We start from the raw sequence: 14,550 nt of genomic DNA on the forward strand, positions 1-14,550 counted from the left end.
AGACCTTTGGAAGACATAGTCAGCGGAAAATTCGGTTTGAAAGGGCCCGTCAAATGGCCCGACCATACCCGCGCGCCCATCCGCGGCGACCTGGCGCATATCGCGCTGGCAGGGCGCTATCTCGTGCCGCATTACGCCGTTCCCCAGCCGCGCCCCGTGGTCAAGGCGACCACCCTTTGCGTCGGGGCGGACAAGCCGGAAGACAATCGCGGACAACTTGCCGAAGGCACGATTTTCGACTGCCTCGATATCGCCGGCGAATGGGCCTGGGGCATCCAGCACAGCGATGCCGAAGACGGATTGGGTGGCCTGGTCGGTTGGGTCCGGCTCGAAGATCTCGGCGCGCCTGACCAATGAGCGTACAAATGAGTTTCCCGGCGTGATCGAAGTATTCGTCGATGGTGCCGCCGGGACGACCGGGCTCGAAATCGTCCAGCGTCTCGAGGCGCACCCCGAATTCGTGCCCGTCCAGCTCGACGAAGAGCGCCGCAAGGATCGCGAGGCACGGCGCGAAGCGCTCAACGCTGCCGAATTCGCCGTCCTCTGCCTGCCCGACGTGGCCGCCAAGGATGCCATCGCCCTGATCGACGACGACGCGAAAGTGCGCATCGTCGATGCCTCGTCCGCGCACCGCACCGCCACTGGCTGGACCTACGGCTTCCCCGAAATCGGCTTCCGCGATGCCATCCGCGAGGCAAGGCTGGTCAGCAATCCGGGCTGCTACCCGACCGGGTTCCTCGCCGGGCTCGCACCGTTGGTGAAAGCCGGAATGCTACCCGCAGACTGGCCGTATGGCGTCCACGCGGTCAGCGGCTATTCGGGCGGCGGCAAGACACTGGTCGAACGGTTCGAAGACGACGACTGCACCGTGGCGTGGCGCGGCTATGCAACTTCGCTCGAACACAAACACCTGCCCGAAATGCGCCAGCATGCCGGGCTGGCGCATGCGCCGATCTTTTCGCCCGCCGTCGTGCCCGCCTTCCGCGGCATGGTGGTGGAAGTCCCGCTGCCGCTCGATGCGATGACGGGGACGAGCTCTGTTACCGAGATGCGAAAGCTGTTGGCCGAAACCTATCGCGACAGCCGCGTGATCCGCTTCCTAGACAGCGTACCCGACGAAATTATTGTCGAACGCGACACGGCGAGCTGGGATGGCCTGGTGCTCCGCCTGCTTTCCTCCGACGATGATCGACGGGCCAAGCTGGTGGCGACGCTCGACAATCTCGGCAAGGGCGCAAGCGGCGCCGCAGTCCAGAACCTCAATCTGATGGCGGGCATTGCCGAAGAAACGGGCCTCAAGGTCTGAAGCCTGCCGCAAACCGTGCATTATTTGCCGCAGTGCACAATAGACCCCTTTCGCGTCGCGCAACGATCCACTAGCGTAACCCGCCATGGTTGAACGATTCCGTCGTGCGATTCTGCGCTGCGGCAATGTCGACAAGCTAACAAGGGGGCCAGCCGCACGGTGAAAAAGATCGAAGCGATCATCAAACCGTTCAAACTCGACGAGGTGAAGGAAGCGCTTCACGAAGTCGGTGTTTCGGGAATCACCGTTACCGAGGCCAAGGGCTTCGGCAGGCAGAAAGGCCATACAGAGCTGTATCGCGGCGCCGAATACGTCGTCGATTTCCTGCCCAAGGTTAAGCTCGAAGTCGTCGTGTCGGACAATCTGGCCGAACGCACAGTCGAAGCGATCGCCAATGCCTCGCAGACCGGACGGATCGGCGACGGCAAAATCTTCGTCAGCACGATCGACAGCGCGCTGCGCATCCGCACCGGCGAACGCGACGACGACGCGATTTAGAATACTCCCCTCCCGCCTGCGGGAGGGGCAGCGAGACTTGGGCTTGCACAGCAAGTCCTGGTCGCAGCGGGATGGGCCGCCACCCGAACCGCCGCGACAAAGCCCACACCCAGCCCTTCCCGCAGGCGGGAGGGGAGCAAGAAGGAAAGACACCCATGGCCAGCGCAAAAGACATTCTGAAACAGATCAAGGACGAGGAAATCGAATGGGTCGACCTTCGATTCACCGATCCCAAGGGCAAGTGGCAGCACCTCTCCATGGTCGCCGGCGCGCTGGACGAGGACATGCTCGAAGACGGTCTCATGTTCGACGGATCGTCGATCGCCGGTTGGAAGGCGATCAATGAAAGCGACATGATCCTGCGCCCCGATCTCGACAGCGTCTATGTCGATCCGTTTAGCGCCACGCCGATGCTGATCGCATTCTGCGACATCGTCGAGCCGAGCACCGGGGAACTCTACGGCCGCGATCCGCGTTCGACCGCGAAGCGGGCCGAAGCCTATCTCAAATCGACCGGCATCGGTGACACGATCTATGTCGGCCCCGAAGCCGAATTCTTCATGTTCGACGATGTCCGTTTCGAAGACGGCTATGCCGCCTCGGGTTACCGCCTCGACGATATCGAACTGCCGACCAATAGCGGCAAGGAATACGAGATGGGCAACATGGCCCACCGTCCGCGCGCCAAGGGCGGCTATTTCCCGGTCGCGCCGGTCGACAGCGCCGGAGATATCCGCGCCGAGATGGTCTCTACCATGATGGAAATGGGCCTCGACTGCGACAAGCACCACCACGAAGTGGCCGCTGCGCAGCACGAGCTCGGCCTGACGTTCTCCGAACTGACGACCTGCGCCGACCAGATGCAGATCTACAAATACGTCGTGCACCAGGTCGCCCATGCCTATGGCAAGACCGCGACCTTCATGCCCAAGCCGATCAAGGACGATAACGGCTCGGGCATGCACACCCACATGTCGATCTGGAAGGACGGCAAGCCGCTGTTCGCGGGCAATGAATATGCCGGCCTCTCGGACACCTGCCTCTATTACATCGGCGGCGTCATCAAGCACGCCAAGGCGCTCAACGCGTTCACCAACCCGACGACCAACAGCTACAAGCGCCTCGTCCCGGGCTTCGAAGCACCGGTGCTGCTCGCCTATTCGGCGCGCAACCGTTCGGCCTCGTGTCGCATCCCCTATGGTGCGGGCGAAAAGGCCAAGCGTGTGGAATTCCGCTTCCCCGATGCGATGGCCAATCCCTACCTCGCCTATTCGGCGCTGCTGATGGCCGGCCTCGACGGGATCCGGAACAAGATCCACCCGGGCGAAGCGATGGACAAGAACCTCTACGATCTGCCGCCCGCCGAACTGGCCGACGTGCCGACCGTGTGCGGCAGTTTGCGCGAAGCGCTCGAAGCGCTCGAGGCAGACAACGACTTCCTCACCGAAGGCGGCGTGTTCACCAAGGAACAGATCGAAGCCTATACCGAGCTCAAATGGGACGAGGTGCTGCGCCTCGAAACCACGCCGAGCGCGGTCGAATTCGACATGTACTACAGCGCCTGATCCAGACGCATACCGACCACCGAGCGAGGGGCGCGGGTTACCTACCTGCGCCCCTCATCTTTTTGGCCCGGGGTCCATCCGCCGTGATCGTGCGTTAGCTTCGCATGGACGGTCCTTTCTTCGGCATTGCCGGTTATCACATCCTCCTGCTCGGTTGCGGGCTGGCGATCGTCGCCGCCTATTGGCTGCCGCGCTATTTCTCCGGTAGAGAGCCTGCCGCATCGGGCCTGCTGATCCTCGGCGGGCTGCTCGTATTCGGCCTGATGCCGGGCGTCCCGGAAGCCTTTAACCCGATCGAACGGCCGAAGTTCTGGGAAGTGGCGAGCGAATTTGCCGTCATCGTCGCGCTGTTCGGCACCGGCATTCGCATCGACCGGATCACTGGCGGCGGGGTGTGGGGCCCGACCGTACGCCTGCTCGCCATCGCCATGCCGCTCAGCATGCTCGGCGTGGTATTCGTCGGCACGCTGGCCGGGCTGACCATTGCGGGCGCCGTCCTTCTCGCCGCCGTGCTTGCTCCCACAGACCCGGTGCTTGCCGCCGACGTCCAGGTCGGCCCGCCACTCGAAGGCGGCGAACATCCGGTACGCCTCGCGCTCACCACCGAGGCCGGCCTCAATGACGGGCTCGCCTTCCCCTTCGTCTATCTCGCGATCTTCCTCGTCGCCGCGCAAGGCGGCGTGGGCGACTGGATCGGCGAATGGCTGATGCTCTATGTCGGCTACAAGATCGCCGTGGGCGTGCTTGCGGGGATCGCGGCGGGCTGGCTGCTCGGCAAGATCCTGTTCGCGCTGCCGCGCGGCAACCCTCTGGCCAAGACCGGCACCGGCGTGATCTCGCTGGCTGGCGTGCTGATGACCTATGGCGCGACCGAACTGATCGAGGGCTATGGCTTCATCGCCGCTTTCGTGATGGGACTGGTCCTGCGCCGCGCCGAAAGTGATCACGAATATCACGGCCGTTTGCACAGCTTCTCCGAAGCCCTCGAACACGCGGTCACCGCAATCCTGCTGGTGTTCCTCGGCGGCGCGATCCCGGCCCTATGGCCCTATCTCGACTGGTCGCATGCCGCGATGGGGCTGGCGCTGATCTTCATCATCCGCCCAGCCGGCGGAATGCTCTCGCTGATCGGAACGAAACTGTCGATCAAACAACGCGGGGTGGTCGCCTTCTATGGCGTGCGCGGGATCGGTTCGATTTACTACCTCGCCTATGCCGGTGCGCAGCTCGACTTGGTCGACGAAGGCCCGTTATGGGCGACCGTGGTGTTCACGATCCTTGTCTCCGCCCTCGTCCACGGCCTCAGCGCCGGCAGCGTGGTCTGGGCCGCGACCCATGACGAGGATTCGGAAATCGAGCCGGAGAAGGGCTAACGCGCCCTCACCGCATCATGAACATGCCACGCCGTATTGTAGTAACGAATGCAGCAATCAGGCCAAACCCCCACATCATCGTCAGCCAGTCGAGCGGCGCGGGTGCGGCAACGAAGCCGCAATGCGCCGCGAGCGCCCATCCCCCACCAGCGAAGAACAACAAGTAGAAAGCCGTCGCCCCGTTCTGCTGACCCATGGCGCGCATCAGCTCGTCCTGCCGCTTTTGCGAAACGTAAGAGGCGAACACGGCGAGTGCGATCAGGGCCACGAACAGAGCAAGCGCCGTACCGCTGGCAATGGGGCCGACCGGAGCAGCCAGCGCCGCAACGATCAGCGCCGCCCCCGCCGCGATCATTCCGATACCACTCGCGCCCAGCATCACCTTTTGCTCACGCAGTTCCTCGGCATCCTCGACGTTGAGAAAGCTCGCCCCGGCCTTGGGTGCCAGCACCCCCGCCAGCACGGCAGCTGCGGCAACCAGATAGACGAGGCCCACCAACGATGCGATTTCGCGCGATGTGCCCAACTCTCCCACCGCACCGCTATCGGCAAAGCGCAGGAACAGGAAAGTCGCCGCGAACCCGGCTACCCCACCCAAGAGCAATGCGAACACGGTCTTCTTGATCTTGCTCGGCTGGCGGGTTGTCTCGGTCGTCAGGTCAGTCATCTTGGGGCTTCCAATCGTCCAGAAAAAGCTCGGGCACCTGCACGGCAAAGAGTTTCGCCATGCGCAGCGCGAGCGGCAGGGAGGGATCGTATTTGTCGGTCTCAACCGCGTTGATCGTCTGCCGCGACACGCCGAGCCGCCGGGCCAGTTCGCCCTGGCTCCAGCCCGCCGTCTCGCGGAAATGCTTCACACGGTTGTTCACTCGATGACCTCTGTGCCTTGTAAAGAGCTCTTTACTGTAAAGAGCATTTGACAGTCAAGAGGTCTTTACAGGCTCGGTTCTCGCGGGTGGTTTATGGTGTCACCTTCCGACTGAAGCGGTCAGACCCTGCCCGTCCTTTCCGCGCCGCGCATCTCTAGACCGGAATCGTCCCGAATGACGGGAAGCATTCAGTTTCAGGTTTGGAGAAATACAATGAAAACGATCATCGCCACCACCGCCCTTGCCATCGCCATGATGGCCACGCCTGCGCTCGCCCAGGATGCCGATGCGGCGTCCGACGCCGGCGGGTTCAAGCTCGGCGCGATCGTCGGCGTCGACAGCGCGACCATCGACGACGGCATCACCAGCGGATCGGAGGAAGGTGTGATCTACGGCATAACCGCAGGCTACGATGCCGTGCTTGGCGGCGTGGTGATCGGTGCCGAGGCCGAACTGGCCGGAAGCAGCACCGATGTGGTCGAGGACGGCCTGTTCGTGGCGGGCGACACCGCCGCGATCTCGGCCGGGCGCGACATCTATGCCGGGGTCCGTCTCGGCGCGACAGTCGGCAAGGGCATCCTCTACATCAAGGGCGGTTACACCAACGCCGCGATCACGGTCGATTACGACGATGGTGCCGGCTCGGCCTTCCGTGCGACCGACAATATGGACGGTTTCCGACTGGGTGCGGGTGCCGAATTCCCGATCGGCAAGAGCCTGGCGATCCGTGCCGAATACCGCTTCTCCGATTACGGAGAATACCGCGTCAACGGCGCAGGTACCGGGGTCGACGTCCGGCGCCAGCAGGGTGTGATCACGCTGCTCGCGAAGTTCTGAACCAAGCGGGGCGGCCCGATACGAGCCGCCCCGTTTTCCTACATGACGCAATTCGCGTAGATGGTCCGGCCCTTCTTTACCTGAGAGGAGCGCCGTTCTTATGAATCGTCAGCCCATTTTCGATACCGTCCGCGATCTGATCGGACGCGGTTTCATGCAGGCGGAGGTCGACCGGATCGACCATGCCATAGATCTCGCTACAGGGGGCATCGCTGCCAACGCACCCCACCCCATGAAACGCGCTACCAGTGTGCCGAAAGCCTTCCGGCTGGGCCCGAGGGGAAAGGCGCTGATCCGCAAATGGGAGGGCTGCCACAAACGGCGGGCCGATGGCCGCTATGATGCCTACCCCGATCCCGGCAGCGCCGACGGGCATCCTTGGACGATCGGCTGGGGCTCGACCGGACCCGGCATTGCCAAAGGCACCGTCTGGACGCGTGCGCAGTGCGATGCGCGGTTCGATGCCGACCTCCAACGCTATGCCGCCGAGGTCGAGCGCGCGCTCGAAGGCGCACCGACGACACAGGCGCAGTTCGATGCCCTGGTCAGCTTCCATTACAACACCGGCGCAATCTTCCGCGCCACGCTGACGAAGAAGCACCGTGCCGGCGATCATGCTGGGGCGACGCGCGAATTTGCCCGCTGGATCTACAATGATCGCAGGCCGTTGGCCGGGCTGGTCCGCCGCCGCAGAGAGGAAGCGGCGCTGTTTAGCTCGGGTTCATCGTAGGAACCTTCGACGGGAACCTCGCGTTGCTGGTCAAAGGAGTTTTGAAATGCGCAGAGTACTGATCGGGACCGCCGCGGTGGCCATCGCCGCGATGACGGCCGCGTATTCGCTCCCCGCAGATGCCCAGGGGCGCGGACACGACAAGAACAAGGGTCCGGGGAGCGAGCAAGCCCAGCACCCAGGCAAGGGTAATGGGAAGAAGGCCGATCGCGGTCCGAAAATGAAGGATCGCAGCCCGCAGATGCAGGCACGCGGCAATAGTCCGGGCAATGACAAGGCGCGATTGCAGGATACGCGGATGGAACGCACGCCTGACCGGCGCGACCCTCCCCCCATGGCAGCGGCCAAGGGCAAGGCCGGAACCCCCCCTGCTCGCATGACCGACACGCGCGGCCCGGATCGTCGCGATGAACGCGATCGCGACTATTACCGCAGTGACGACCGGTATCGCGACAATGACGGGCCGTTTTTCGCCCGTTTCGAACGCGGCGGCAACAAGGGCCTGATCGACGGATGCCCTCCGGGGCTTGCGAAAAAGAACAATGGCTGCCTGCCGCCAGGCCAGGCCAAGAAGCGCGACGATCGCTATCGCAGCAATTGGTTCGGCTTCGACGGGCGAGACGACTATCGTTATCGCGACGGCTATATGGTTCGCTACGGCGACAATGGCATTGCCGGTTACATTCCGTTGCTCGCCGGCGCCCTGTCGGTGGGCCAGGAATGGCCCGGACAGTTCGGCGTGCAAAGTGTGCCGGACTACTACCGGTCCTATTACAATCTCGGCGACAGCTACCGGTATTATGACAACACGCTTTATCGGCTCGATCCGAAAACGCAGGCGATCACGTCGATCGCGGCGTTGATCACGGGCGACGATATCACCGTGGGCCAGGCGATGCCGCAGGGCTACGACGTGTACAACGTCCCGCTCGGCTACCGCGATCGCTATCAGGACGGACCCGAGGCGTATTACCGCTATAGCGACGGGTATATCTACAAGGTCGATCCCAAAACCCGGCTCGTTGCCGCGGCCATCGAATTGCTGAGTTGATCATGGGAGAGAGCCTGATGAAAAGATCGATGTGGCTGGCGCCGCTGTTCGCCAGCGCACTCGCCCTCGGCGGCTGCAGCAAGGCCGAAGACAACAGCGCGGACGAGACACCCACCGCGTCGCCGAGCGGAGAGACCCTTTCCGCCACCATCTCCGATATCGACGGGATTTCGACATTCAATCGCGAGATTCGCGATGCCAATCTGTCGAGCGTATTCGACGGGGCCAGCCCGTACACCATCCTTGCGCCGACCGACGAGGCGCTCGAAGCGTTGGGGCCCTCCGCCGACATCTTCGGCGCCGATGCCGATCCCGCGCCTGTCATCGCGCTGATGCGCAATCACATCGTTACCGGCCATTTGCGTCCGCAGGATCTTCGCGCCGCTCTCGAAGCGGCGGAGGACGGCACCGTGCGGATGTCGACTGTCGGCAGCGATCCGGTGACCTTCGCGATAGACGGTAATGCCATCGTCGCACGTGGCGCGGACGGTACTCAGGTGCGCCTGCTCGTCGCTCGCGCGTCGGAAGCGAGCAACGGAGTGGTCATTCCGGTCGACGGCGTCCTGCGCAAGCTGCCTGCAAACAGCGAAGACTGATTCACGCCCTAGCGCGGGATCGGGGCCTGCGACGCTGACGATCCCGCCGCGCCCCCGAACTTCGCTCGCCTAGTAGTCCTTGCGCGCTTCGAGGTTCAGCGATTCGCCCGACAGGGTTGAGATCGAGGCTAGGATCGACAGCCAGCTGGTAATCCGGAATTCGAGTTCGGTTGCGCTGTAGCCGCGCCCGTCGGTGATCAGTTCGACATAGAACCTGCGACCGAAATACTTGCCTACCGCAACCGACGTCCCGCGCCCGACCGTGGGGTCGGACCCAACGACGCGCAGACGATCGAGCCCGATGGCGCTGCGCAAGCTGTTGATCGGATCGAGCCCGCCGCCGCCGCCACGCAGGCTGGCCAGCGCCGCGCCCAGTTGCAGCGCTTCGGGCGCGGAAATGTCGGTCACCGAATCGCCGAACAGCAGCCGCGAGAGCACTTCCTCGTCGCTCAACCCGCTGGGGGACGAGAAATTGATGATCGGCTGGGAGGCTGTGCCGGTGATCGACACGCTCGCCTGCACCTCGCCCCCGTCATTGTCGGCGGTGATGTTCAGGCGCGGATTGGGCGGGCTGCCACCGGTGAAATCGATCCGGCTCGTGTCGCGCAATTCGAACCGCGCGCCGGCAAACGAATAGGTCCCGCGCTGAAGCGTGGCCGAACCCGCGATCGCGGGATTGTCGACCGTGCCGCGCAGTTTGATGTTGGCGCCCCAATCGCTGTCTAGGCCCATGCCGCGCACCGCGACCTGGTTCGCCGCGACGGCATCGATCATGTAACGCCACGGTTTGGACCGGGTCGAAGACGGCGCGGCATCGGCGCGGCCATTGATCTCACGCGTTGCGATCTGCGGCAACCGCTCGCGCGCGGGGCCGCTGCCGAGCGACCAGCGTGCGTTTTCGATCCGCACGCGACCGGCGATCGTTCCGCCATCGCCATCCGAGACCACGCGCAAAGGCCCGGTGACGGTTGCGGCGAGATCGTCGCGCTCGAGCAGCTGGGCATCGCGTGCCGCCAGCTTCAGGTCGATCGTCGGCAATTGCTTGCCCAGGCCCGACAGGTCGATGAAGCCCGATCCGCTGACGCTGCCGCCGCCGGGCGTCGTGCCGGAGAAGCGCGAGAGATTGAGGCGCGCGCCCGAGAACCGACCACGCGCGGTAATCGCCTGGAGATCGGTGCCGGTCAGCGCGCTCTGCAAGCGAAGCTCGTTGCTAGCGAGCGAGCCGTTGATCTTCGGACTTCCGAGCGAACCGCTGAAATCGGCCGCGACTTCGATCGGACCGGTCAGGTCGAACAGTTCGATCGCCGTCAGGCGCCACAGCGCCGAGGCGGCACCGTTGTACCGCAATTGGGCATCGAGCGCGCCACGCTGGAGGCGTGAGGGCAGGTCGCCCTCCGCTGGCAGGTTCGCAATCCGCCCCTGCAGTCTTCCGCGCGTACGTTCGTCCTCGATGATCAGCGCGCGGGTCTCGAAGCGCGTCGGCGAAAGATTGGCTGCAAGGTAAAGGTCGATCGGTCGCGAGCTGAGCACGAGGCCCGAGCGCGTCAGACCGTCGATCTTGACCTTTGCCGAACCGACCGGAAGGCCGTCTGCGTTGACACGGTAATCGACCAGGCCCGACATCTTGCCGCCGAGCCCGAGGTCCGACACCACGATATCGGTTACGCCGAGCGGCATCTCGTCGAGCGCGAGGTTGAACTGCGTTTCGCCTTCGCCGCCGAAGCTTCCCGACGCGATCACGCTGCCGCCGGCATAGGAGATCTGCGAGCGCGCAAGCTGCCAGCCACCATCGGGCTGCTTGGTCAGCACCGCACGGCGCGGCATCGCGATCCGGCGTCCGTCATACGTGCCCTGCAAGGCCGCCGAGACCTGTTCGGACGCGATCCTCGCATCGAAATCGAGCGCGAAGCGACTGCCCCGGCGTCCGGCGACGAAGCCGTTCACCGTGCCCTCGCCATTGCGCAAGGTCGCATCGGCCTTGAGCTGGCCGAGGAACAGATTGCCACGCGAAACGCCCGTCAGCGCGACATCGGCATCGACCGAAGTATCGCCCTCGGCAAAATAGCCACGGCCTGAAATCGTGCCCTTCGCGATCCGGATCGGGTTTTCTCCCCCGAAGCGCGCATTGTCCGCCGTCAGCCGCGCGGTGAAGCCCTGATTGCCGTTCATCGGCATCAGGGAGATGTCGCCATTGAGGCCGCCACCATCAATTCCGATCATGCCCTGTGCGATGCCGTCGCTCAATTCGATCGTCCCGGTCGCATTCGTATCGGCTACGGTGAATTGCGAAATTTCGATCCGCTGCGGCTGGTTCTCGAGTGCGTAGAAGTCGATATCGCCATCGAAGGCGCCGAGCATGGAGTCGCCTGCCAGCTTGATGTCGAACCCGTCGGTGATCGGTGCGATCGCAACTTCGACATTGCGAATCTGTGCCGCCGGCAGCGGTTCGTCGAACTTCAGCGTCGCAACCGGGCCGTCCGCTCCAAGATCGGCGTCGAATTCGAACGCGCCATATTGGGTGTGGCGGCCGCTGCCGGCCAGCGTGGTATCGCCATTGGCAAGACGCCGCCCCGATGCGGTCAGCGACAGCTTTTGCGATTTCACCTTGAGATTGTCGAACAGGATCGGGCGACCACTGGCGAGGCGCACCATACCGTCGACATCGAGCCGCGGCCCGGCGAGGTTTGCGACCGTGCCGTTGGCGACATTGGTGATGGCGGCATCGAGATCGGCCGCGAGGCTGAACCCGCCGCCGGGCCGCAGTCGCAGATCGATCCGCGCGCGGCCACCGGCCTTGCCGACACTGTCGATCGCCAGCCCGTTGGCGCGGACAGGCCCGGTCAGGCGATAATCGCCCGCGCCGACATCGCCGCGCAATTGCAGGTCGGCCGTAAGGCCCGGCGCACGCAGGGCGAGATCGTCCGACAGCAGACGGCCCCCGGTATAGACGATCGTCCCGTTGGCGAGGACATCGTTGAGCCGCGGATCGACCTGCGCCATGCCGGTGACGATCTTCTGCGCCCGCGCATCGAGCGGAAGAACGAAGCGCGTCCCGTCGAAGGTCGCGGTGGCTGACTGCGTCAGCCCGTCGACCACGTAGTCGCCCAGCGCAAGGCGATCGACCGACAGCTGATGTTCGATCTCGAGATCGCGGAACGCGCCGTCGAGCGTCGCCTGAAGCCGCGTGCCGTTGAGCGTCAACCCGTCGGAAAACAGGTTCGGTTCGGTGAGCACGGCATTGAGCGACAGTTCGTCGAAGCGATTGTTCGCGAGGTCCACCGCCCCCTCGGCCTCGCCATTGAGTGCCGCACCGGCAAAGGCGAACGTCCCTTCGAGCACGCTGTCGACCAGCGACCCGGTTCCGCGCAGCGAGAGTGTGCGTCCCACGGCGCGGGCCGGAAGGCCGGTCAGGTTGTTCCGCGGATCGATCTGGCCGAGCAGTTCGTAGGTTTCACCCTGCTTGACGAAGCGGATCGCCGCGAGCCGCTCGTCGGCCTGGGTGGCGTAAAGCCCGCCTTTCCAGCGCGACCATGTGCCGTTGCCGAACACGCGAAGCCGCAAATCCTCACTCGCCCCCGCCAGCCCGGCGAGGAAGCCGCCCGCAGGCGCGTTGTAATCGAGCTGCAGGTCATACTGGTCGGCGTCGGGCTCGCTGTCGAGCAGGAAGGAGAAATTGTCCTCGCCGCTGATATCGGCCCTGGCGTTCACATAGGCGCGACCGGAACGGATATCGGCCTTGAGGACGCCGTTGATGACCTGGCTTTCATCGCCGATCACCCCGGCTGCGGCGGTGAAATCGATCAGTTCGAGCCGATCGACCCGGATATCGAAGTTCGGGAGGATCGGTGCGTCGTCGTCACCCGGATTGAGTTCGGGCGGACGCAGGAAGGTCCCGCGGTGGGCAACCAGGTTGCGCACGTCGAGGCCGCTGGTGAACCATTTCAACGGGCGCCAGTCGAGTTCGACCAGCGGAATTTCAAGGAACTTGCCCTTGGGGTCGGACAGCACGACATCGTGCAGCGTCGCTTCCCCATAGAGATCGCCCTCGATGCGGCCGACCTCGATCCTGAGGCCCGATGCGGGCGCGATTTCGGCGATGCGATTGGCGACGAAACGCTCACCGATCGGCGAATTGAGCACAGCCAGCGCAACGATCAGCGTGAGCAGCAGCCCGCCAACCGTGATGACGATCCATTTGGAAATCCGCGCCGGAACCGAAAGCTTCTTCGCCGCCATCAGAACGCCTGCCCCAGGCCGACATAGACCGCGACCGCACTATCGCCTTCGCGACGGTTGAACGGCACGCCGACATCGACACGGATCGGGCCGAAATTGGTTTCGTAGCGCACGCCGACGCCGGCCCCGATCCGGATATCGTCGAAGCTGGGCGTGGTCCCGTTGTCGACCGCGCCCGCATCGATAAAGGGCACGACCGAGAGTGCGCCGCTGAACAGCGGGGTGCCGATGCGCGCCTCGAGATTGACTTCGGTCAGCGAACGACCGCCCGCCGGATCGCCGAGCGAGTTGCGCGGGCCGATGCGTTGGTAGCCATAGCCGCGCACCGAGTTCGCCCCGCCGGCGTAGAAACGCCGCGACGGCGCAATCGCTTCGAGCGGCGCGCCGGGAATCGAGCCCAGCTTGGCGCGGCCTGCCAGCACGATATCGTCCGAGAGCGAGAAATAGGCCCGCCCGTCGAGCCAGATCCGCGCGTAGTTCGATTGCACGTCGTCATTGCGCGACGTCTCGGGCGAGACGAAACCGCTGAGGCGGAAACCCGTGGTCGGATCGAGCAGATCGTCCGAACTGTCGAGCGTGGCCGACAAGGGCAGCGCGGCGACGAAATAGGTCTCGCGCGGCGTCGACACGTCGTTCACATTGCCTTCGCGCTCGTTGGTCGCGATCGCTTCGAATCCGAACGACCAGTACCACGGCTTCTGGAACAGGATCGTGGTTTCCTTTTCGAAGCGCGCCTGTAGCGCCGCCGTGTCTGCAGCGTAGGCATCGCGCTCGACCGTCGACGCATAGAGATCGACCGACAGGATCTGGTCGCGACCCATGAAATTGTTCTTGCGGAACAGCACCCCGGCAAGCTGTTCGCGCGTGCCGGCCACGGCGCGAACACGCAGCATGCCTTCAGGCGGGAAAAGGTTGCGATGCTCCCAGCTGCCTTCGAGACGGAAGCCGTCCTGGCTGTCGAAGCCGACCGCGCCAGCCCAGGTTCGCAGGGGCGCGCGGGTCATCTCGACATCAAGCAGGACGTCGCCGGCCTCCTCGCCTTCGGGCGCGGCGGTTTCGCGCGGCGTGATCGAAACCGAGGTGACGAGGCCTGTCGCAAGGATCGCCTGCCGCAGATCCTGCACATCGGATTGCATGTATAGCTCGCCCGGCTCGAACCGCGCGATCCGCTGCAGATGGCGGCTCGACAGGAAGTCCTCGTCGCTCGACTGGACGCCCGCGAAATCGTATTTGCCGCCGGTCTCGACCGGCACCGTTAGATCGCCCTCGACCCGGGCGTGATCGATGAGCAGCGACGGTTCGCCGACCGAGGCGAAAGCATAGCCGCTTTCGCCGAGCGCAGTATTCAGCCGCGCGGTGGCCAGAACGATGTCGTCGCTCTTGACCGGGTCTCCGACTTTGAGCGGATCGCGTTTGTCCGACGGCTCCTCGACCTCCACGCGCTCTTTTTCCTCGCGCGGGGAGAGGTCGTCGGTCTCGTCGCCCCGGA

13 protein-coding genes are annotated in these 14,550 nt (G+C 64.3%); 9 read left to right on the plus strand and 4 right to left on the minus strand.

The genetic code is table 11. The features are described from left to right. The first annotated feature begins 36 nt into the window (after positions 1-36). From GRI68_RS13720 to GRI68_RS08130, 5 genes are all read left to right on the plus strand, one after another. Complete coding sequence (locus GRI68_RS13720) at positions 37-357, plus strand: SH3 domain-containing protein (RefSeq protein ID WP_234028744.1); 321 nt, start codon at positions 37-39, stop codon at positions 355-357. A gap of 22 nt (positions 358-379) precedes the next feature. Beyond that, the gene (gene argC, locus GRI68_RS08115) at positions 380-1,306 is read left to right on the plus strand and encodes an N-acetyl-gamma-glutamyl-phosphate reductase (RefSeq protein WP_325063783.1); all 927 of its coding nucleotides are present in this window, start codon (positions 380-382) and stop codon (positions 1,304-1,306) included. A 159-nt stretch (positions 1,307-1,465) separates the two neighbouring features. After that, positions 1,466-1,804, plus strand: coding sequence for a P-II family nitrogen regulator (locus GRI68_RS08120; protein WP_160616785.1), 339 nt, complete (start codon positions 1,466-1,468; stop codon positions 1,802-1,804). Positions 1,805-1,959: 155 nt separating this feature from the next. Beyond that, positions 1,960-3,369, plus strand: coding sequence for a type I glutamate--ammonia ligase (gene glnA / locus GRI68_RS08125; RefSeq protein WP_160616786.1), 1,410 nt, complete (start codon positions 1,960-1,962; stop codon positions 3,367-3,369). Between the two features lie 104 nt (positions 3,370-3,473). Then, complete coding sequence (locus tag GRI68_RS08130; protein ID WP_160616787.1) at positions 3,474-4,742, plus strand: cation:proton antiporter; 1,269 nt, start codon at positions 3,474-3,476, stop codon at positions 4,740-4,742. Between the two features lie 7 nt (positions 4,743-4,749). Here the strand turns inward: GRI68_RS08130 and GRI68_RS08135 are convergent, their stop codons facing one another. After that, positions 4,750-5,409 (minus strand): hypothetical protein, encoded by a 660-nt coding sequence (locus GRI68_RS08135; protein WP_160616788.1) that lies wholly within the window; start codon positions 5,407-5,409, stop codon positions 4,750-4,752. Further along, positions 5,402-5,611, minus strand: coding sequence for a helix-turn-helix transcriptional regulator (locus GRI68_RS13880; protein WP_160616789.1), 210 nt, complete (start codon positions 5,609-5,611; stop codon positions 5,402-5,404). The genes GRI68_RS08135 and GRI68_RS13880 overlap by 8 nt, the downstream gene beginning before the upstream one ends. Before the next feature lie 213 nt (positions 5,612-5,824). Here GRI68_RS13880 and GRI68_RS08145 point away from each other — a divergent pair, with 213 nt between their 5' ends. From GRI68_RS08145 to GRI68_RS08155, 4 genes are all read left to right on the plus strand, one after another. Continuing rightward, a complete protein-coding gene (locus GRI68_RS08145; RefSeq protein WP_160616790.1) occupies positions 5,825-6,448 on the plus strand; it encodes an outer membrane protein in 624 nt (207 codons plus the stop codon). A 100-nt stretch (positions 6,449-6,548) separates the two neighbouring features. Beyond that, on the plus strand, positions 6,549-7,178 hold the full coding sequence (locus GRI68_RS08150) for a lysozyme (protein ID WP_160616791.1): 630 nt from the start codon (positions 6,549-6,551) through the stop codon (positions 7,176-7,178). 46 nt (positions 7,179-7,224) lie between these two features. After that, positions 7,225-8,229: a hypothetical protein gene (locus tag GRI68_RS13645; RefSeq protein ID WP_199799734.1), complete on the plus strand. Its 1,005-nt coding sequence runs from the start codon at positions 7,225-7,227 to the stop codon at positions 8,227-8,229. Positions 8,230-8,246: 17 nt separating this feature from the next. After that, positions 8,247-8,825 (plus strand): fasciclin domain-containing protein, encoded by a 579-nt coding sequence (locus tag GRI68_RS08155; RefSeq protein ID WP_160616792.1) that lies wholly within the window; start codon positions 8,247-8,249, stop codon positions 8,823-8,825. A gap of 69 nt (positions 8,826-8,894) precedes the next feature. Here GRI68_RS08155 and GRI68_RS08160 read toward each other — a convergent pair whose 3' ends face one another. Both GRI68_RS08160 and GRI68_RS14020 read right to left on the minus strand, forming a co-directional pair. After that, on the minus strand, positions 8,895-13,061 hold the full coding sequence (locus GRI68_RS08160; RefSeq protein ID WP_160616793.1) for a translocation/assembly module TamB domain-containing protein: 4,167 nt from the start codon (positions 13,059-13,061) through the stop codon (positions 8,895-8,897). Then, positions 13,061-14,197 (minus strand): autotransporter assembly complex protein TamA, encoded by a 1,137-nt coding sequence (locus GRI68_RS14020; RefSeq protein ID WP_407643363.1) that lies wholly within the window; start codon positions 14,195-14,197, stop codon positions 13,061-13,063. The genes GRI68_RS08160 and GRI68_RS14020 overlap by 1 nt, the downstream gene beginning before the upstream one ends. Positions 14,198-14,550 lie beyond the last annotated feature (353 nt).

Origin of the sequence: Alteriqipengyuania halimionae, assembly GCF_009827575.1 — a bacterium.
Lineage (GTDB): Bacteria > Pseudomonadota > Alphaproteobacteria > Sphingomonadales > Sphingomonadaceae > Alteriqipengyuania_A > Alteriqipengyuania_A halimionae.

What these genes read in the sequence shown, in the direction of transcription:
- glnA (WP_160616786.1), top strand. Translation starts at nt 1,960, where the DNA reads ATGGCCAGCGCAAAAGACATTCTGAAACAGATCAAGGACGAGGAAATC.
- GRI68_RS08130 (WP_160616787.1), top strand. Translation starts at nt 3,474, where the DNA reads ATGGACGGTCCTTTCTTCGGCATTGCCGGTTATCACATCCTCCTGCTC.
- GRI68_RS08135 (WP_160616788.1), bottom strand. Translation starts at nt 5,409, where the DNA reads ATGACTGACCTGACGACCGAGACAACCCGCCAGCCGAGCAAGATCAAG.
- GRI68_RS08145 (WP_160616790.1), top strand. Translation starts at nt 5,825, where the DNA reads ATGAAAACGATCATCGCCACCACCGCCCTTGCCATCGCCATGATGGCC.
- GRI68_RS08150 (WP_160616791.1), top strand. Translation starts at nt 6,549, where the DNA reads ATGAATCGTCAGCCCATTTTCGATACCGTCCGCGATCTGATCGGACGC.
- GRI68_RS13645 (WP_199799734.1), top strand. Translation starts at nt 7,225, where the DNA reads ATGCGCAGAGTACTGATCGGGACCGCCGCGGTGGCCATCGCCGCGATG.
- GRI68_RS08155 (WP_160616792.1), top strand. Translation starts at nt 8,247, where the DNA reads ATGAAAAGATCGATGTGGCTGGCGCCGCTGTTCGCCAGCGCACTCGCC.
- GRI68_RS08160 (WP_160616793.1), bottom strand. Translation starts at nt 13,061, where the DNA reads ATGGCGGCGAAGAAGCTTTCGGTTCCGGCGCGGATTTCCAAATGGATC.
- GRI68_RS14020 (WP_407643363.1), bottom strand. Translation starts at nt 14,197, where the DNA reads ATGCAATCCGATGTGCAGGATCTGCGGCAGGCGATCCTTGCGACAGGC.